The sequence below is a fragment of the Vibrio sp. nBUS_14 genome (assembly GCF_051201655.1).
Classification (GTDB): Bacteria; Pseudomonadota; Gammaproteobacteria; order Enterobacterales; family Vibrionaceae; genus Vibrio.
Map to the genome: position 1 here is coordinate 139088 of NZ_CP179207.1, position 19615 is coordinate 158702.

General features: G+C 44.0%; 17 protein-coding genes and 5 pseudogenes. 14 read left to right on the forward strand and 8 right to left on the reverse strand.

The genetic code is table 11. The annotated features are described in order from the left end of the window. Position 1: 1 nt before the first annotated feature. Positions 2 to 916, reverse strand: a complete 915-nt coding sequence (gene ltnD / locus ACMAZD_RS18165) for an L-threonate dehydrogenase (protein ID WP_435250074.1) — start codon at positions 914 to 916, stop codon at positions 2 to 4. 280 nt (positions 917 to 1196) lie between these two features. Between ltnD and ACMAZD_RS18170 the strand changes: the two genes are divergently transcribed. Then, positions 1197 to 1955 (forward strand): DeoR family transcriptional regulator, encoded by a 759-nt coding sequence (locus tag ACMAZD_RS18170; RefSeq protein WP_435250075.1) that lies wholly within the window; start codon positions 1197 to 1199, stop codon positions 1953 to 1955. Between the two features lie 168 nt (positions 1956 to 2123). Here ACMAZD_RS18170 and ACMAZD_RS18175 read toward each other — a convergent pair whose 3' ends face one another. Beyond that, positions 2124 to 2462 carry a Fis family transcriptional regulator gene (locus ACMAZD_RS18175; RefSeq protein ID WP_435250076.1) on the reverse strand — a complete coding sequence of 113 codons (339 nt, stop codon included), beginning with the start codon at positions 2460 to 2462 and terminating at the stop codon, positions 2124 to 2126. A gap of 223 nt (positions 2463 to 2685) precedes the next feature. Here ACMAZD_RS18175 and ACMAZD_RS18180 point away from each other — a divergent pair, with 223 nt between their 5' ends. The 7 genes from ACMAZD_RS18180 (at position 2686) to ACMAZD_RS18210 (ending at position 9241) form a co-directional block, all read left to right on the forward strand. After that, positions 2686 to 3411, forward strand: coding sequence for an IclR family transcriptional regulator (locus ACMAZD_RS18180; RefSeq protein ID WP_435250077.1), 726 nt, complete (start codon positions 2686 to 2688; stop codon positions 3409 to 3411). Positions 3412 to 3469: 58 nt separating this feature from the next. Then, positions 3470 to 4525 carry a TRAP transporter substrate-binding protein gene (locus ACMAZD_RS18185; protein WP_057623545.1) on the forward strand — a complete coding sequence of 352 codons (1056 nt, stop codon included), beginning with the start codon at positions 3470 to 3472 and terminating at the stop codon, positions 4523 to 4525. 135 nt (positions 4526 to 4660) lie between these two features. Then, entirely contained in the window at positions 4661 to 5140 is a 480-nt protein-coding gene (locus tag ACMAZD_RS18190) for a TRAP transporter small permease (protein ID WP_435250078.1), read from the forward strand. Between the two features lie 2 nt (positions 5141 to 5142). Next, complete coding sequence (locus ACMAZD_RS18195) at positions 5143 to 6411, forward strand: TRAP transporter large permease (protein ID WP_435250079.1); 1269 nt, start codon at positions 5143 to 5145, stop codon at positions 6409 to 6411. A gap of 14 nt (positions 6412 to 6425) precedes the next feature. Next, positions 6426 to 7571: a mandelate racemase/muconate lactonizing enzyme family protein gene (locus ACMAZD_RS18200; RefSeq protein WP_435250080.1), complete on the forward strand. Its 1146-nt coding sequence runs from the start codon at positions 6426 to 6428 to the stop codon at positions 7569 to 7571. Positions 7572 to 7704: 133 nt separating this feature from the next. Then, positions 7705 to 8613 carry a 2-dehydro-3-deoxygalactonokinase gene (locus tag ACMAZD_RS18205; RefSeq protein WP_435250081.1) on the forward strand — a complete coding sequence of 303 codons (909 nt, stop codon included), beginning with the start codon at positions 7705 to 7707 and terminating at the stop codon, positions 8611 to 8613. After that, positions 8603 to 9241, forward strand: coding sequence for a 2-dehydro-3-deoxy-6-phosphogalactonate aldolase (locus ACMAZD_RS18210; RefSeq protein WP_435250082.1), 639 nt, complete (start codon positions 8603 to 8605; stop codon positions 9239 to 9241). The genes ACMAZD_RS18205 and ACMAZD_RS18210 overlap by 11 nt, the downstream gene beginning before the upstream one ends. A 112-nt stretch (positions 9242 to 9353) precedes the next feature. On the opposite strand, the pseudogene ACMAZD_RS18215 reads toward ACMAZD_RS18210, so the two are convergent. The 3 pseudogenes from ACMAZD_RS18215 to ACMAZD_RS18225 form a co-directional block, all read right to left on the reverse strand. Further along, positions 9354 to 9656, reverse strand: a pseudogene (locus tag ACMAZD_RS18215) (Gfo/Idh/MocA family protein); the annotation flags it as partial. Positions 9657 to 9693: 37 nt separating this feature from the next. Next, positions 9694 to 9981: pseudogene (locus ACMAZD_RS18220) on the reverse strand (DNA glycosylase AlkZ-like family protein); the annotation flags it as partial. Positions 9982 to 10015: 34 nt separating this feature from the next. Further along, a pseudogene (locus tag ACMAZD_RS18225) lies at positions 10016 to 10663 on the reverse strand (DsbA family oxidoreductase). Between the two features lie 121 nt (positions 10664 to 10784). Here ACMAZD_RS18225 and ACMAZD_RS18230 point away from each other — a divergent pair. After that, positions 10785 to 11991: pseudogene (locus ACMAZD_RS18230) on the forward strand (MFS transporter). Positions 11992 to 12081: 90 nt separating this feature from the next. Here the strand turns inward: ACMAZD_RS18230 and ACMAZD_RS18235 are convergent. Both ACMAZD_RS18235 and tnpA read right to left on the reverse strand, forming a co-directional pair. Then, positions 12082 to 12879: a Cof-type HAD-IIB family hydrolase gene (locus ACMAZD_RS18235; protein WP_435250083.1), complete on the reverse strand. Its 798-nt coding sequence runs from the start codon at positions 12877 to 12879 to the stop codon at positions 12082 to 12084. Positions 12880 to 13080: 201 nt separating this feature from the next. Next, positions 13081 to 13509 carry an IS200/IS605 family transposase gene (gene tnpA / locus ACMAZD_RS18240; protein WP_140150538.1) on the reverse strand — a complete coding sequence of 143 codons (429 nt, stop codon included), beginning with the start codon at positions 13507 to 13509 and terminating at the stop codon, positions 13081 to 13083. 220 nt (positions 13510 to 13729) lie between these two features. Here tnpA and ACMAZD_RS18245 point away from each other — a divergent pair, with 220 nt between their 5' ends. Then, a complete protein-coding gene (locus ACMAZD_RS18245) occupies positions 13730 to 14071 on the forward strand; it encodes an ArsR/SmtB family transcription factor (RefSeq protein ID WP_435250084.1) in 342 nt (113 codons plus the stop codon). Positions 14072 to 14176: 105 nt separating this feature from the next. Then, positions 14177 to 15232, forward strand: a complete 1056-nt coding sequence (gene arsB / locus ACMAZD_RS18250; protein ID WP_435250085.1) for an ACR3 family arsenite efflux transporter — start codon at positions 14177 to 14179, stop codon at positions 15230 to 15232. A 92-nt stretch (positions 15233 to 15324) separates the two neighbouring features. On the opposite strand, the pseudogene ACMAZD_RS18255 reads toward arsB, so the two are convergent. Beyond that, a pseudogene (locus ACMAZD_RS18255) lies at positions 15325 to 15420 on the reverse strand (LysR family transcriptional regulator); the annotation flags it as partial. Positions 15421 to 15920: 500 nt separating this feature from the next. Between ACMAZD_RS18255 and ACMAZD_RS18260 the strand changes: the two are divergent. The 3 genes from ACMAZD_RS18260 (at position 15921) to ACMAZD_RS18270 (ending at position 19456) form a co-directional block, all read left to right on the forward strand. Then, positions 15921 to 16775, forward strand: coding sequence for an MIP/aquaporin family protein (locus ACMAZD_RS18260; RefSeq protein WP_435250086.1), 855 nt, complete (start codon positions 15921 to 15923; stop codon positions 16773 to 16775). A 59-nt stretch (positions 16776 to 16834) separates the two neighbouring features. Next, the gene (glpK, locus tag ACMAZD_RS18265) at positions 16835 to 18355 is read left to right on the forward strand and encodes a glycerol kinase GlpK (protein ID WP_435250087.1); all 1521 of its coding nucleotides are present in this window, start codon (positions 16835 to 16837) and stop codon (positions 18353 to 18355) included. Positions 18356 to 18664: 309 nt separating this feature from the next. Beyond that, positions 18665 to 19456 carry a DeoR/GlpR family transcriptional regulator gene (locus ACMAZD_RS18270; RefSeq protein WP_435250088.1) on the forward strand — a complete coding sequence of 264 codons (792 nt, stop codon included), beginning with the start codon at positions 18665 to 18667 and terminating at the stop codon, positions 19454 to 19456. Positions 19457 to 19615: the final 159 nt, after the last annotated feature.

Here is a 19615-nt window from a genome sequence, read left to right on the forward strand (position 1 = left end):
ATTACTTCTCCACTTTTGGTGTGTTAACACCTGGTAGGTCAATGCCTTGAAACACTTTGATCACAGCGCTGTCGTCTTCTTGACCAAAGCCAGCATTACTCGCACTCACGAACATATTCAGTGCCGCACTTGATAGAGAAAGTGGGAATTTCAGGTCTTGAGCGGTATCCGATACCAAGTTCAAATCCTTAACAAAGATATCGACCATAGATTTTGGAGAGTAGTCACCATCAACAACGTGCTTCATTCGATTCTCGAACATCCAAGAATTGCCCGCCGCATTGGTCACTACGTCGTACATCAGATCTAGAGGGATGTTTGCGCGTGCCGCTAATGCCATCGCTTCCGCGCCTGCAGCAATGTGAACACCTGCAAGTAACTGGTGAATAATCTTCACAGTCGCGCCAAGTCCAATAGCTTCGCCAACGTTGTAGACTTTTGCAGCGGTTGCATCGAGAACAGGATCCAGAGCTTCGAATGTGCTTACTGCACCTGAAGCCATGATGGTCATTTCACCAGCTTCTGCTTTTACTGCACCACCTGAAACGGGCGCATCAAGCATCACAAGGCCGAACTCAGATAACTGAGCTTCGATTTGTTTTGCGTCTTCCGCGGAAATTGTCGCCGATACCATAACTGGCGTATTAGGTCTTAATGCCGCCGCGAGACCTGTTTTGAACAGCACCGTGTTTGCTTGAACAGCGTTCACAACCAATACCAAAACAGAATCGAGTTTGTCAGCAAACTCCACCGCACTGGTTGATACCGCTTTTGCGCCATATTCACCCAAGGTTTCAAGCGCTTGTGGATTCAAATCAAAACCATATACATCAAGCCCTGCACGTACACATGACTTAGCTGCACCCATACCCATAGAACCTAAACCGATAACACCAACAGATTGAACTTCACTCATAACAAGATGCCTTTCACGTAATTATTGAACTCTAGATTTGTTAATTCTTGTTTATGTTTGTGATTATATGTGAGGCAACCGAATGCTACTTAGTGATAAGTCACACTTTTAACAAAAGTTAACAACCAAAGATAACTTAACCCTTTAGAGGTATTTGACAATGGTAATTTCGGCGGCTATCACAGTTCTAATTACTATTTAACAACAGATATTCACAGATATTCACAATATCGCGAAAGATTGATAGGATGATGAAAAATAAAAACATAGAAGAAGAATCATGATTCCAGCGGAACGTCAGAGAACCATTTTGTCACTGCTGTCACACCAAGAGGTGATCAGTATTTCTGAGCTCATTGAGCACCTAGAGGTGTCTCATATGACCATTCGTCGAGATATCGTAAAGCTAGAAACATCTGGGAAAGTGATTTCTGTTTCGGGTGGCGTGCAGCTAACTAAGGCACTTCACAGCGAGTTGTCCCACGACATAAAAGTAGAGCAACAGTCCAGTGAAAAGGCTCAAATTGGCCAATTGGCTGCACAGTTGGTTCCTGAGTTCTCGACTATCTACCTAGATGCAGGAACAACTTCTTTGGAGATCGCTCATCAACTTGCTGGTCGTGATGACCTACAGATTATTACCAATGACTTTGCTATTGCCGCATACCTAATGAACAACACACAATCTGAGATTTACCATACTGGTGGTAAGATTGATCGTGAAAATCAATCGAGTATTGGGGGGAAAGTGGCTGAGTTCTTGGCAGGGATTAATATTGATATTGCCTTTATCTCTTCTTCATCTTGGAATCTAAAAGGGCTATCAACACCTTGTGAAAATAAGGTATTGGTCAAACAAGCCATTGTTCAAGCTGCTAATACTAACTATCTGATTTCAGACTCAACCAAATACGGGCGCATCGCTACTTTCCACGCCTTAGATTTAAGTGCGCTTGATGGTGTGATCACCGACATTGATCTTTCAAGCAGCGTAATTGATGAACTTCAAGACAAAGGTATCAAGGTCATTAATTCATAACTTCATATCGCGGCTTTATTTCAGGCTCCCACTATAACATTCGGAGCCTGACTGCCTCCACGCCCAAATACATTCCCCTATCCACTCGATAAAAATGTAACAAAGCCTACCTCGTGTAGGCTTTCGTTCTTTAGTTAGCGAACCAATCAGAACTCTGACTAAAGCTTCTTAAAGTCTATGGCTCCACTTACCTTGATGGTCACGGTCGCAATTCTCTTGTGTATCGAAGCTCACGTGCTTATCGATATTCTTCAATGTAATCCCAACCTGACTAAACGCCTTTTGGATGGTAACAGAGACCTCCTGCTGACCTCCTCCCTCTAAGAAGTTAGCTCTATCTTGATTGGTGTCGAATACGCAAACGATTTTTAGGCTCTGTGGAAAAGAAGAGAAATTGACCGTATGAGTCACCCATAGAAAACCATCGTAGCTTTTCAACGTATCTTCACACACGTCCGTTAACACGTCTCTGATCTGATTTTCGATCTTCTTATCTGATTTACGCATACAGCAAACTTCCTATTTAACACCTTAAAAATAAGGTTTTTCGGTCAATATTGTCTTAACCGACATTGGACACTGTGGCTGTTTCAAATGCAAAGTATTTATACTTATACCGATAAATTCCACAATGTGGGACTCTTGTTTCACAAAGCGGAATGTTGAGAGTTATCACATTATCAATAGCAAACTACCGCTATATTTCTCTCATACAACGAGAGGCGGTTTTATGGGCAAGTTACAAGGTAATCAAGCATTGGTAAAAGCAATCGCGGTCATCGACTCGATCGCTGAAGGTAATCGACAACTGAAAGATGTGTGTGAACATTTGCAGCTGCCGAAATCTACGGTGCACAGAATTATCCAAGGCCTTATTGAAGCTCGCTATATCCGAGAAGTGAAAGGGATTGGTCTAGTGCTAGGTACTAAAATGATTCAACTTGGTATCCGCGCCCAACAAGACATGCCTCTCAAAGAAATTGCGAAACCCTTTATTCGCGAACTTGCTGCTCAAACTAAAGATACTGTCCATTTAGGTATCCAAGATGAGGATCAAATCTTCTACCTAGATAAAATCCCGGGAGAGCGTGCAATTCAACTGCGATCTCAAGTGGGAGACCGACTGCCAATGTCTGCAACGGGTATTGGAAAAGCGTTAATGATTGATATGCCAAAGATGGAATGGATTCGACTTATTTCATCGCAAACTAATCATGACGTCGAGTCGATGCTAAAAAGAATGAATGAATATTCTAAGCATGACTACAGCTATGACTTAGAAGATAACGAAGACCTTGTACGTTGCGTTGCTGTACCAATAAGAAATAAATATAACAATATTATTGCAGCTATATCAGTAACCAGCATTAAAGAATACATGTCTGATGAAAGAATGACGGAGTTAATTCCTGTTATTACTGAATATTGTCAGAAAATATCCAAGCAACTTAATTAACCCTACAGGTGTATGTAACATACACTTTATATAAATAATAAATTAATCAGGTACGACTATGTCTAGAACCGGAAAAATTCTAGCCATTGGTGGGGTGTTTGTCGCCTCAATCATTGGTGCAGCTATTGCTACAAATTCTCAAGGAAATAACCAATCGAGTATTGCAGCAGGTGAATCTCAAGTTCAAACATTACGTTTCAGCATGAGCTCTAATAACAAACATCCTATCTATGATGGTGCTGCTAAGTTTAAAGAAATTGTTGAGAAATTTACTGAACTGAAGGTGGATATATACCCTTCAGCGCAATTAGGTGATGACCGTGCGGCGATTGAAATGCTGCAATTAGGAACACTTGACGTATCTATTCCATCGACGGGTCCACTGGCTAACTTCTACCCTGAATACAATGTGTTCGACCTTCCCTTTATGATCACCAGTGAAGATGTCGCAGATAAAGTGCTACGCAGTAAATTTGGTGACGACATGTTGAAAAGACTAGAGTCAAAAGGCTTAGTCGGCCTGGATTTCTGGGAAAATGGCTTCCGTCATGTAACTAATTCACGTCGTGCTGTGAAATCGATTGAAGATGTGAAAGGCCTAAAGATCCGTACTATGGAGAGCCCACTTCACCTAGACGCTTGGAAAGCAATGGGCGCAACACCAACGCCGATGGCCTTCAACGAACTGTTCACAGCACTGCAGCAAGGCACGGTTGACGGGCAAGAAAACCCTTACCCGAATATCGCACTGAACAACTTGTTCGAAGTACAAGAAACCTTATCAAACACAGGCCATGTATACACACCATTAGCTTTAATTGTTAGCCAAGCGACATGGAACAAACTAAGCCGTCACGATCAAAGGGTTCTGCGCCAAGCCGCTATTGATGCTGGCGACTACGAGCGTCAAGTTAACCGTCGAGTCAATCTGGAAAGCTTGGATGTTATTAAACAAAACATGGAAGTCGTAACGCTAACACCTGAAGCACTGGTTGGCTTCCAAGAAGCGACTAAGCCCGTTATTGAGAAATACACACCAATCATTGGCAAAGATGTTGTCTCCGCTTTCCAAGAACAAATTAAAAAAGCTGAAAACGAATTAGCCGCTCAGTAACTTAAGCCATCACTTAACATTTAGGCCATTACATTATTAATACTGACTATTTTGATGATTAACCCTCAATAACTATCATTAATAAATAATAAACAAGTAATAGGTCTAAGTAATAAGTGAACAAGGAACCTTATTATGTTGAATTGGTTAGATAAGTATTTTGAAAATACGATAGCCGTAATACTGCTCGTTATTATGACGGCGGCAATATTCTTACAAGTAGTATCCAGAACATTCGATTATTCAATTGCTTGGACTGAAGAGTTAGCTCGCTATTGTTTCATTTGGTTAGTTTATATCGGCATCAGCTTTGCTGTCGCGAAAAAGAGCCACATAAAAATAGAAGCTATAGCAATGTTAATTGATGACAAGGAAAAAAAGTACCTAAGCCTATTTTCGGACTTCGTCTTCTTAGCATTCTCTGTTGTTATTTTATTTAAATCAACGCAAATGGTGGCGAACCTATATTACCTAGGTCAAACATCACCAGCACTTGGGTTGCCAATGTGGATCGTTTATCTAGCAGGCCCAGTAGGCTTTGCACTTACATCAATCAGGTTGATTCAACAGATGGTATCACCACTGATGACATCAAAACAGCGAAATAGGAGGTAATCATGTCAGTATTTATTTTGTTTGCGACTTTCGCACTACTCGTTATTGCCTCTGTGCCCATTGCTATCTCATTGGGTATGGCAACGCTACTCACCATTATTTCAACCGGCACCTTAAGCGTTGATTTTCTTGTGAGTACCTTAATCACCTCTGTCGATTCTTTCCCAATTATGGCAGTACCATTTTTCATCCTAGCGGGTGACATCATGGGCAGCGGCGGTATCTCGCAACGTTTGGTGAACTTTGCTAACTCATTAGTGAAAAACATCACGGGTGGCTTCGCGATTGCTTCAATAATTACATGTATGTTCTTCGCTGCTATCTCGGGCTCTGGCCCAGCTACGGTAGCAGCGGTTGGCGGCATCATGATTCCAGCGATGATCAAGTACGGCTACGACAAGGGCTTTGCAACCGCGGTTGTCACAGCAGCAGGTGCGATTGGTGTCATGATTCCACCAAGCATCCCAATGGTGATGTACGGCGTATCTGCAGGCGTATCAATTGGCGACTTATTCATTGCAGGCATCATCCCAGGCATCTTGGTATCGCTTTGTTTGATGACTTGGGCATACATCTACTCTAAGAAAAAAGGCTACAAAGGATCAGACGAACCATTTAGCTGGAAAGAGGTGTGGGCTCAATTTATACACGCTCAACTCGCACTGCTTATCCCAGTAATCATTCTTGGTGGTATCTACGGCGGTATTTTCACCCCAACAGAAGCAAGTGTAGTAGCGGTGGTTTATGGCCTTATTGTGAGCCTATTCGTCTACAAAGAAATTACCTTTAAAGACTTACCAAAAATCTTCACTAAATCGGTGATTACTTCCGTGATTGTGTTGTTGATTGTAGGTACCGCGACAGCCTTTGGTAAGTACTTAGCACTTGAGCAAATTCCAACACAAATTGCTAACGCGATGCTTGAGTTCTCTGATAGCAAGGTGATCTTCATTATCTTGATGGTAGCACTACTGCTCGTCGTCGGCTGTTTCATGGAGACCGTTGCGGCAATCATTATTTTGACGCCAATCTTGGTTCCAGTGGCCATGCTATTCGGTTTCAACCCAGTACACATTGGCATCATCATGGTGGTGACATTGGCTATCGGGTTTATCACTCCTCCTCTGGGTCTAAACTTATTTGTTGGCTCGAGCGTTTCAGGGGTCTCTGTTGAGAAACTTTCTAAAGCCATTATCCCGTTCTTCCTAGCCATGATGTTCGCGTTAACGCTGATTGTATTTATTCCTCAGATATCTCTGATTCTGATTTAAGTAAGGTATTTATTGTGAAAATTATTGATGTCATTCCACACGCAATCTCAGTTCCATTAGAGACGCCGTTTTACTTCGCACAAGGCTGGGTTCATAACCGTAGCTCAATGATCATCGAAATCGTTACTGATGAAGGGGTTGTTGGTTTTGGTGAAGCTCTGTGTCACGGCCTACAGAGCCCGCACATTGCGGCGGCATTTATTGAACATACCTTTAAGCCACTACTGCTCGGACGCAGCCCGTTCGACGTGGAAGTGCTTTGGGAAGAGATGTACAACGTGACTCGCCCATACGGTCAAGGTGGTTCTGCGGTGAACGCGATCAGCGGTGTTGATATTGCACTGTGGGATGTCATTGGTAAGGCTCTCAATAAACCAATTCACTCACTGATCGGCGGTGCTTTCCGCAAGGAAGTCACCCCGTACGCAACTGGCTTCTATCGTGTCGCAGACGCGAAATATCCAGAAGCAGCTATTGAGGAAGCACATCGCTATGTCGATGGTGGCTTTGAAGCGTTCAAACTCAAAATTGGATTCGGCGTAGATGAAGACATCGCCTTCATTCGTTCAATTCGTGAAGCCGTTGGTAATGATGTGAAGATCATGGCTGATGCTAATGGGGCGTACAACGCCGCTGCTGCACGTCGTATCATCAAAGAAACAGAAGAGTTCAACCTGTACTTCTTAGAGGAACTGTTAGCTCCAGAAGACATTACTGGCTATCAAGAAATCAAGAACCTTTCTACGACTTATATCGCCGCAGGTGAGCAACTGTTCGGAAAAATGGGCTACCGACCTTGGCTTGAACAGAGAGCGTTAGACGTGATTCAACCTGATCTATGTTCTTCAGGTGGAATCACGGAATGTAAGAAGATTGCAGCAATGGCACAAGCAAACCACACCATGATGATTCCACATGTGTGGGGTTCTGGCATTGGTATTGCGGCCTCTTTGCAGTTTATTGCTTCACTACCAAGTTCACCTCTATCACTCAACCCTATCGAGCCAATGCTTGAATTCGACCAGTCTTCACACCCATTTCGCAAAGATCTCATTTGCGATGGCATCAAGATGGAAAGCGGCAAGGTACAAATCTCTACTAATCCGGGCATCGGTGTCGATGTGAATACCGACATCATCAAGCAATACAAGGTTAACTAAAGGGGTAAGGTTAACTAAATAAACAGAGTTAGCTAGACCCGAAACGTTAACGGTTCGACAAAGTAAACAGATAAAAAGTACATCAACTAAACCTAAAACTGCGCGCCCTAGGGCGCGTCTGTGAGCTGTAATTATGAATCAAAAAAACAAAATCAGTTGGCTAATTCTGGATTGGGGAACGACAAACTTTCGTGCCTTTGCCATGGATGAACAAGGACAGGCCGTTGATAAAACAGGACGCAAAATGGGACTGCTTCAGGTTGAAGATGGTGCCTTTGCAACCAAGCTTGAATCATTGCTGAGTGAGTGGCTCGGCGAATACCAACACTTACCCATTTACATGGCAGGTATGGTTGGTTCCGCCCAAGGCTGGGTCAACGTCCCTTATATTTCCACGCCAACTAATGTGCAGTCCTTGGCTCGAAACACCCATCAATTCGACCTCCCTTGGGGGGCAACAGCCACCATCATTCCGGGTGTCAGCCATTGTGATGAGCATGGTAACTACGACGTCATGCGTGGTGAAGAGGTTCAGTTGTTTGGACTTCTTGAGTTAGCAGGCAAACTGACGCTTGAAGCAGCCTTTCCGGGTACTCACAGCAAACACGCAAATATTGAAGCGGGTAAGTTAGTCTCGTTTTCAACCTACATGACTGGCGAACTATTCTCTGCACTATCGACACACACAATCCTAGGGCGTGGCTTACCTGAACAAATCAGCTCTAACGCTGCTTTTGTAAAAGGGGTAGAGGAAAGCTCGAACCCGTCAATCACTAATCAGCTCTTTAAAGCCAGAACGCATCGTCTATTCGGCAATCTAGAAGAGAGTGAAGTGTTTGATTACTTATCAGGGCTGTTAATCGGTAACGAAGTACGCGAACTGCATCAAGAGAGCATCTACTTGGTGGGCGGGAAAGCCCTATCAGAACGCTATGACCAAGCATGTCGTCAGCTAAAGAAAACAACCGAATACGTGAATGGCGATGACACTTTCATCGCTGGAATGTTAAAAATTAAAGAGGTAATGAACAATGACAAATAAAGACTTTAACCTAAGTGATCACTTACCACTCGTTGCTATTATCCGTGGTGTAGAACCGGCAGATTGTATTCGTGTGACGCAGATTTTGATTGAGGAAGGCTTCTCAATGATTGAAGTGCCATTGAACTCACCAGATGCATTAACCAGCATTAAAATGCTAGTCGAACATTTCGGTGATCAATACTTAATTGGCGCGGGTACCGTTACCACACCAGAAAAAGCACAAGCTGTGATTGATACGGGTGCAAACTTAGTCGTAACGCCGAACTTCAACGAACAAGTCGTGAAAATGTCAGCGGCTGCAGGTTGCGTCAGCTTCCCTGGTGTAGTTACGCCAACAGAGGCGTTCGCTGCACTTGCTGCCGGCGCGACAGGGTTAAAACTATTCCCAGTTTCTGTGCTTGGCCTTGATGGCTTTAAAGCGTTGAATTCCGTACTGCCTCCTGAAGCAATCTGCTTACCTATAGGAGGAATCAACCCTACCGTCGAGAGCATGAAACCGTACTTAGACATAGGTGCAAAAGGCTTTGGTTTAGGAGCGTCACTTTACAAGCCTGGCTTATCTGACGACGAGATTCGCGCCAATGCAAAAGCATTCAATACCGCCTTTAAAACGTCTGTAGCTTAAGTAAGCTCGCCCAAAAAGTAAGCAGAACCAACAATACGGCTCATATTTGTCTATGTGATTTTGTTATCAAGTCATACAGAACAACATGAGTCGTATTTCTTTTACTAAGACACTAGCTAGCCGCTTGTTCCCAATCAGTCAGTAACTTCATGATGACGCGAGAGTCTTGGTGAGTCGCCATTGGTGAAGTGAGCTGAGTATCACCTCGCTCAACCGCTTGGCGGATATTGCGCACTTGATAATGGAAGCCATCACCTTGCGCTTCAACTTTAACTTCGCGTGTGAATGTTTCATAGATCTCAACCGTGAACGAATTGTCTTCGGGCGGTAGCCATGGGTTGGTGTCGAGAGTGATGCAGCCTTTGCTACCTAGAATCGTAAAACCATGCTTTAAGCCATGGCCTTCTGCAGTATGAAAATCTTCGTCTACGTAGTGGAACAGGGCAGCTTTCGTAGCACCGCATGGGTAAATACGCAGCGGCGTGCGACCAATACTCAAACACTTCTCGACGCTCTAACAGCTTATCCAGATGGTTCAGTTGCTAGTCTTGATTACGATTCCACAGCGTATGATGGTGGGCTCGCTGAATCACAGAAATGGTATCAATTTGCACATAGCCAAGGTTTTCAATTGCAGACAGCGTGTTCGCCAAAGCGCCACTATTACGTTGCTTTTTAGGCGGTAGCTTTTGCGAAAGCAGTACAATTTTTTGCGCTTGAGCGAGTGACAATGATTCCATGAAATTCAAACTCTAATTGATACCAATGACTGACTTATGATTCAGCAATAAGTTCTTGAAGGATTTGCTTGTACGTTTCAACCATCTGCGCGCCTATCACTGCACTCTTGCGGTTGAATACCACAGTAGGTACCGCAGAGATCCCCATGCGTTGCCATTCAAAATCTTGCGCTTCAATTTGCTTCAAGTTGTCGATGTTCTTTAAGCGCTTCAGTGCCTTGGTTGAATCTAGCCCAACCGCTTCAATTTCTTACGCAATAACTTTAAGATCAGACAGATCTTTCTGTTCTTAAAAGTGCGCCGTAAAGAAACGTAGCTTTAACTCCGTCTGTTTACCGTGCGCTAGAGCAAAATCGAGCAGCACATGCAGATGACGAGAATTCACCATTCTCATGCGGTCATAGAAGTTAAAATCGAACCCAACGGCTTGGCCACGAGCAGCCAGTTGCTCACGAGAACTTTGGCTCTCTTCCGCACTAGAGCCGTATTTTCTCATGATATGGTCACGCAGGTTTTCACCCTCTTGTGGTATATCAGGATTCAGCTCAAACGGCTGCCATTCAAGTTCAATCTGTTGTTCTAAGTCAAGCTCCGTAATGGCTTGCTCTAAGTTTTTGTAGCCGACCACACACCAAGGGCACATTACATCAGAAATAATATCGAGTTGAAGTTTCTTGCTCATCGTCATTCAAAATATCGATATCTCCCCTCCAGAATAACTCTAACTTCTGTCAATTAACCTTTGACTTAAAGTTAACTTTAAGTTGTAGAGTTATGCAAAACAGAGAAGATGAGACAACGATATGAAGAGAAAAACACCACCCTACCTTACCGGACGCTTCTTTGATGGCATTAGCTCAGGGCTGTTTATGTTAGCACTGCCTTGGTTAATGCTAGCGACACCTAACATGGGAACTTTTGTAGCGCTGACCGCCCTGCTTTGTACCGTCACAACTTTTCTAGTAACCCCGTATTTTTCTGCGTTGATCGACCACCATTCTCGTAAACACATTCTGATCATCGCGCAAATAATTCAAGCTTCAACCGCATTTATTGTCGCTGCTATATACTGGCTCGGATTTGGTTCGATTATGGTGTTAGGTGCGGCTCAGCTGATCTTTTGGGTCTCCAGTAGCCTAGCATGGCACACCAACAACGCCTTTACACAAGAAAATTACGATCACCACGAATACGCCAAAATCTCTAGCCACCAAGAAATTATTCTGCAGTCGACAACATTAGGTGCGGGGGCTTTGGGCGTTGTGCTACTAGAACAATGGAGCATCAATGAGTTTGCGATTTTTGCAGGTATTGCTTCGACTATTTCAGCTATCAGCTATCAGCTATCTAATGACTCCCTACAGAAGACGAATCAAGGACAGCGTAAATACACCTTTCAAGCAGCAGCTAATCGAGATTAAGGATGTATTTGCTCAGTCGCCACAATTCTACGGGTTTCTAATTGTGTCTTGTCTCTCATATCCGATGATGACTTTTTTAAGTCGTTTGGTTCCTATCTGGTTTTCAGAGCTCAATGTGACCGGAGATTGGCTCGCACTTTACAACATCTCACTCGGCATGGGCGCACTGATCATTGGCGTGTCTTTACCATTAATTCTAAAGTCCGCTTCCCACAAAACAATCATCCAAATAGCCATGGTGATCATCGCCGTCTCTTTATTGCTCATGAGCCAAGTAGAAAATCCAGCGTATATCATTGTGCTGACTTTCATCTTCGGGGCATTCAACGCGCTCAATAGAATCGCACGTACCAATTGGATGCACCACGCGGTGGCAATGAAGCAGCGAGGAAGAGTGGATGGAGGATTAGCCCTATTCGCCACACTCACACAAAGCCTAAGCTATGTGTTGATTGCGGTATTGGCGCAAGCAGATGCCATTGAGTATGGTTTTACCATTGCAGGAATTGTGGTTCTAGCTGCTACATTTTGGATGAGTAAACTTGGTAAAAAAATCAAACCTGAATGTACGTTGGCCAACCAATGTTAAAACGGATTATAAAGTTCAGGCTCACCAACAAAAAAGCCAACTCATATTCACGAGTTGGCTTTGATAAAAATCGGATGAAGCTTTACCGCGTTACGCTAGCAGGTTCTCAAGCACTCGGAAAACACCTGCATCGACGTTACTTGGCGCGCTAAAACGTGCGATCTCTTTTAACTTTGGATGCGCGTTTTCCATCGCGTAAGAGTGGTAGCTCTCTTTAAGCATTTCCAAGTCATTCAAGTAGTCGCCAAAACTCATGGTCTGCTCGTAGGTGAAGCCTAATGAGTTTTGTAGATGCTTAATCGCCGCACCTTTCGACGCTTCAGCATTCATCACATCCAACCATATTTTTGCACTGACAACCACTTGATATTTCTCACCAAATGTGGATTCAATAGTTGGGTTCACTTTCTCTTGTGAACCGTCGAAATGGCAGATAGCCACCTTAATGAAATCGTCTTCTACCGCCAGTAAGTCTTCTACTTGCTCTCGGCGATGGTAGTACTTCGAGATCTCCGCCAGAGCACGCTCATCTTTGGTTTCGATGTACGCTGATTTCTTACCACATAACACCACATATGCACCTTCCATGGCACGCGCTTCTTGGATGATGTCTTTGATGGCATCAGTATCAAGTAAGCAGCTGTAGAGCTCTTGGCCTTTGTGCATCACTAATGTGCCGTTTTCAGCAACGAACATCATGCGATCTTTTAACGGAGAAAATGTCTCCATCAGGCTGTAATACTGACGGCCCGATGCCGCAGCAAAAGTGATGTCTTGAGCTTCTAGTCGCTCGTAAAGATTGAAGAATTCAGGGTCTAACTTTCCGTGTTCATTAAGCAGAGTGCCGTCCATATCAGCAGCGATAAATTTGATGTTCTGTTGTGGCATTTCAGGGCTTACCTATAAGTAAAGATTAAAGTGTAAATTATGATTTTTCGTTATCTTGTGTAACGGTTCTGCATTCGATTATATCGCTAGATTAGCCAGTGAATGCAATGCTTTTCGGTCGATTTATTTGTTTAAATCTAAAATCTTGTTTATGCGCAATAAGAAGGTAGATACCCCCGTGCATGCACGGGGTACTTACTGTTACAACTCCATGCGGAGTTGACCAGAATCCTTTTCGCCCTGGTGTCTAACGTAATTCGCTATAACTTGTTCATTCACGCCTACGCTACTGACAAAGTAACCTGGCGACCACACAATGTTCTCTTTCCAGTAAACCTTACTTAGCCAACTGAACGTTTTTCGCATGTGGTGCGACGATTGGCTTTTTAGTTTACCCATGACGTCTGAAATACTGTATTTCGGTGGGATAAGCATCATCATATGCAGATGATCTTCATCAAAGCCTATCGTCTCAATCTCAACGCCAGGTAAACTTCGCAGTAACTTTGGCATAACCTTCCGTAGGTAGCTGCACATACCAGGATTCAGGATTTTCCGACGGTACTTAGTTACCCAAACTACGTGATACTTCGTGTAGTAGACACTATGGGATGAGGTGTAATATTGCATTTATCCATCGTACCGTCTCCAAAGGCATTCATCCACGGGTAAACCCGTGGTTTTCTGTATCCACAGAATAAAAACAGATAAAAATCGAATATCAAGCTTAGCTAAAACCACTGATCTGAGATGCCAATTTAGGCCGACTTTTAAATTTCGCATTGACCAATAAAAGAAATGGGCTTACTATCAATCGTCTTTTAACGATTATTGAAAGCGAAACATCAATATGAACGAAACTTGCTCTACAACTGGTGGCTGTGCTCTACCAATCGGACATGGTGATGCCGAAGCTAATAAGCAAATGGCAGCTCTAGCGAAAGCACTCGCTCACCCGGCAAGAGTACGTATATTGAGTATCCTTTCAACGTTAGAAAAATCGGGCGGCTGTTTGAACAGTGACTTGGTGAGTGAATTAGGTTTGGCTCAGTCAACGGTATCTGAGCACTTACGAATCTTGAAGAACTCAGGCTTCATCACCGCCGAATCGATACCACCGAAGATGTGTTATCGCATTAACCGAGATAATATTCAGCAATTTGAATCGCTGATCGACGCTATTTTAAAATAGATTAACCACGCTTAGCTTGTCGAACATAGAATAAACTAAGCGTATTTTTTTACTTTCAAGTATCGTTTTTCGACGATTAACGATATCAACCAAAGAGATAATATCATGAAACCAAAATTAGGTTTTCTCGATCGCTACTTAACACTGTGGATCTTCATCGCCATGGGCATTGGTGTACTGCTTGGCACCTTGTTTCCACAAATCGAACAGTGGAACGAATCAATGTCTGTTGGCACAACCAACATTCCACTTGCGATTGGCCTTATCTTAATGATGTATCCACCTTTGGCTAAAGTTAACTACAACCTATTAGGCACTGTGGTTAAAGATAAGAAAGCCATTAAACTGTCTCTGATCATGAACTGGATTGTCGGTCCTATTCTAATGTTCGTGTTGGCACTGATTTTCTTAGGTGATCACCCAGGTTATATGGTGGGTGTTATTTTGATTGGTCTTGCTCGTTGTGTGGCGATGGTTCTGGTTTGGAACGATATCGGCGGCGGTAACAAAGAGTATGGCGCAGCTTTGGTTGCTTTGAACAGCGCATTCCAAGTCGTGACTTACAGCTTTATGGCGTGGTTATTCGTCAGCGTTCTACCGCCTGTATTTGGTTACGAAGGTATGATGGTTGATGTATCGATGACCGATATTGCTCACAGTGTACTTATCTACCTAGGTATCCCATTCCTAGCGGGCTTCTTAAGCCGTAAGATCCTAGTGTCGATGAAAGGCGAGCAGTGGTACAACGATGTGTTTATCCCACGCATCTCACCAATCACACTGATTGCACTACTGGCAACGATCGTTCTAATGTTCAGCCTAAAAGGCGAGATGATTGTTGAACTGCCAATGGACGTATTATTGATTGCGGTTCCACTGACTATCTACTTCACTGCAATGTTCTTCATCAGCTTCTTCATTGGTAAGAAGATGGGTATTGAGTATGACAAGAACGCGTCAATCGCATTCACAGCGACAGGCAACAACTTCGAGCTAGCCATTGCCGTAGCAATCTCTGTATTTGGTATCAACTCAGACCAAGCGTTTGCCGTTGTTATCGGTCCACTGATTGAAGTACCTGTACTAATTTACCTAGTGAACGTTGCACTTAAGATGAAAGACAAGTACTACAACGGTCTAACAGTGAAATCTACGAACTAGAAAATCGTGTATCGCTTAAAACAGAAAGGCTCACAAAGTAATTTGTGAGCCTTTTCTTTATTCTAGTTCATCCAATTTAAGTCTCATCCAGCTTATGTTTCGTCAAATAGGCCTTTCAATGCTTGTTCAAGCCATAGCAATGCTAGCCCTTTCGAGCGTGTTTTCGATAAAACCAAATCAACCGGAGGCGGTAAGAGACTACTTTGTAACACAAGGCAAAGTTAGCGCTCTCAATTAAGTCACTAATTCGCTCAAATATCACCACTGAGCGATAGACCAAGCGAATTGCCAGATTCAGTATGGATCTGGAATTTTTTGTCACAGCGTAAGTACATCCTTGTTTGTTAACGCTTTTCCAACATTTGAGAGCCCGGATAAGTCCACAAGATCCAAGTTTAATAAACCACCACTCGCGAATCAGCATCACAAATCCAGCCATCAACTCCTCGTACCAGTTGTGCATCCGTTTACATACAGGTAATTTTAGCGACCTCGCAACCTATCAATTCTAGCAATGACTTTCATGCGAGCTTCTTTTTCGAACAAAAGTGTTCGGTTTAACATTTAAAGTGACTTTAGTTAACAACTTCATGCTCAAACGCTCAAATTTAACGTTCGTTTATTTTCGCGCTCGCTAATATATGCACAATGCACGTGCTAGATAAGCAAAACTAAAAAGGACTCAAACATGACAACTAACAAACACCCCTCTTTATTTGGGCAATGCTTGGCCGAATTTATCGGTACAGGCTTGCTCATATTCTTTGGCGTTGGCTGTGTGGCAGCATTGGTACTAACCGGTGCGACATTCGGACAATGGGAAGTCAGCATCATCTGGGGCTTCGGCGTAGCCATCGCAATTTACTGTACTGCTGGCGTTTCTGGCGCACACATAAACCCGGCAGTGACCATCGCACTCGCAATGTTCCATGGCTTTGATAAGGCGAAAGTTGTGCCTTATATCATTTCGCAGCTACTTGGCGCATTCTGTTCTGCGGCATTGGTTTACAGCCTGTACAGCAACCTATTCACTGACTACGAAATCGCACATAACTTCGTTCGTAGCAGTCAAGACGCACTATCAACCGCTGGTATCTTCTCGACTTACCCACATGCTTCACTTTCTTTCTTGGGCGCTTTTGCTGTGGAATTCGTGATTACGGCTGTGTTGATGTTTGCTATTTTGGCGTTAGGTGATGAGAACAATGGCGCATCTCGCGGTGCAATGAATCCTCTACTGATCGGTATTCTTATCGCAGTAATTGGTGGTTCTTTAGGTCCACTGACTGGCTTTGCAATGAACCCCGCTCGTGACTTTGGGCCAAAACTTTTCGCTTACTTTGCAGGTTGGGATTTCGCATTAAGCGGTGCTCGTGATATTCCTTATTTCATCGTTCCAATTCTTGCTCCAATTGCTGGTGCTTGTTTTGGTGGTTGGTTGTACCCACGTGTTATTGGTGCTTACCTACCAGTAGAAGGCCAAGGCTGCACAATTCCAAACCAATGTGAAACAGAAGAAGAAGCTGAACAAGCTCAAGCTTAATCCCTAAGCGACCTTACATTTACTAAAATATAAATAACGAAAGAAAAAGGATTCTTACCATGACCGAGCAAAAATACATTGTTGCCCTAGACCAAGGCACCACAAGTTCTCGCGCTGTAATCCTCGACCACGATGCAAACATCGTTAGCTCTTCTCAAAGAGAATTCACTCAGATTTACCCGAAAGCAGGTTGGGTTGAGCACGATCCAATGGAAATCTGGGCAACTCAAAGCTCTACCTTGGTTGAAGCACTTGCTAAAGCAGGCATTCGCAGCGACGAGCTAGCGGGTATCGGTATCACTAACCAACGTGAAACCAACATTGTTTGGAACAAAGAAACTGGCAAACCGGTTTACAACGCAATCGTATGGCAGTGCCGCCGTACAGCAGATATCTGTGAAGATCTTAAAGCACGTGGCTTAGAAGACTACGTACGTGACAATACAGGCTTAGTCCTTGACCCGTATTTCTCAGGTACCAAAGTAAAATGGATTCTAGACAACGTTGAAGGCGCTCGCGAAGACGCTGAAGCTGGCAAACTACTGTTCGGTACGGTTGATACTTGGTTGGTTTGGAAGATGACTCAAGGACGTGTTCACGTTACGGATTACACCAACGCGTCACGTACTATGTTATTCAACATCAACGACCTATGTTGGGATCAGAAGCTACTTGATGAGATGGGTATTCCGTCAGTCATGATGCCTGAAGTGAAACGCTCTTCAGAGGTATACGGTCAAACGAACCTTGGTGGTAAAGGCGGTACTCGTATCCCAATCGCGGGTATTGCGGGTGACCAACAAGCTGCACTTTACGGTCAAATGTGTGTAGAAGCAGGCCAAGCTAAGAATACTTACGGCACGGGTTGTTTCCTTTTAATGAACACTGGCCAAGAGAAAGTAACATCAAAGAATGGCCTACTAACAACGCTAGCATGTGGCCCTAAAGGCGAACCTGCATATGCGCTTGAAGGTGCGGTATTCATGGGTGGCGCATCTATCCAATGGCTACGTGATGAAATGAAGCTGCTGGCTGGCGCAGAAGACTCTGAGTACTTCGCAACCAAAGTAGACTCTTCAAACGGCGTTTACGTGGTTCCTGCGTTTACTGGTCTAGGCGCACCATACTGGGATGCTTATGCTCGCGGTACGATTGTCGGCCTAACTCGTGGTGTGAACTCTAATCACATCATCCGTGCAACGTTGGAAGGTATTGCTTACCAAACTCGCGACGTACTTGACGCAATGCAAGCCGACTCTGGCATTAAGCTAGCGAAACTACGTGTTGATGGCGGCGCAGTAGCGAACAACTTCCTAATGCAGTTCCAATCAGACGTGCTTGATACTGAAGTTCACCGCCCTGAAGTAACGGAAGTGACCGCTCTGGGTGCCGCTTACCTTGCTGGCCTTGCGGTTGGTTTCTGGGACAGCATCGACGAGCTTCAAGACAAAGCCGTTCTAGATCGTACCTTCATGCCACACCACGACGAAGAGAAGCGTAACCGCCGTTACAAAGGCTGGAAGCGTGCTATCAAGTGTGCTCAGGTTTGGTCTGAACTGCACGATGACGACGAAGAGTAATGCTGAGTCTTCAGCTACTCGCTATTCGTTTAACACTAGTCGTTCACACAACTGAGGCGTTCGAATAATCACTTTCACGTCGATTGGATTGTTCGAACCTCAGTAAACGAAACTAAAAAGAGCACTATTTTGTGCTCTTTTTGTGTTTGGGGCTCAAATTTTCCGCTCAGAGCACCGTTTTTGCGGTTTAGACACGATTCCTTACCATCATTACTTCTCTCTCTTCTTCAATTCGAGCACAATAGCGCGAGTTTATATTTTCGATTTTGACGCGCTAGAGCCTTTAGCGTGCAGGGAGTGGTAAGTTAAGTGAAGCAGATACCAAGACACCAGCAGATTGTAGACCTGGTTAAAACACAAGGATATGTGAGTACCGATGAGCTCGTTGAAAAGTTCGATGTCAGCCCACAAACCATCAGACGAGACCTCAACGAACTGGCCGATAGCAACAAAATCCGTCGCTATCACGGTGGTGCAACCATTCCTTTAAGCTCAGAAAATACCTCTTATAACACGCGTAAAGCGCATAACTTCAACGAAAAAGACGTGATTGCCGACGAACTGGTTAAACACATCCCAGATGGCGCAACCTTGTTCGTTGATATCGGAACCACACCTGAATCGGTTGCTCGCGCACTCAACAAGAATCATAAACAGCTACGAGTTGTGACCAACAATATTAACGTTGCGAGCGTCCTTTTACCTAACCCTGAGATCAAGGTTATCTTGGCGGGCGGTGAAGTAAGAAACCGCGACGGCGGCATCGTGGGTGAAGCAACCCTCGATTTCGTCAAACAATTCCGCCTTGATTTCGGCATCTTGGGTATCAGTGGTATCGACTTTGACGGCTCACTGCTCGATTTTGACTATCACGAAGTTCGAGTGAAACAAGCCATCATCGAAAACAGCCGCAGTATCTTCTTAGCTGTCGACCACACTAAGTTTGGCCGTAATGCGATGGTTAAGCTTGGTAATATCTCTCAGGCACACATGGTATTTACTAATAAGCAGCCGCCGGAAGAGATTCTCAACATCCTTAAAGATTCAGACATTCCGTTAGAAGTCATCGATACCGCTCAGCCTTCAACACCAAGTGAATAGCCCCTGCTAAGCCAAGCTAGATTAAATTGAGTTGAATGGAGTTAAGCACTCGCATTCGTGAGCAATCAAAAGCCAGTTTTATTGATAAACACTTATCGATAGCTGGCTTTTTTTAATAACTGAACCATCAATACTTGATCCATGTTCATGTCACTTCTA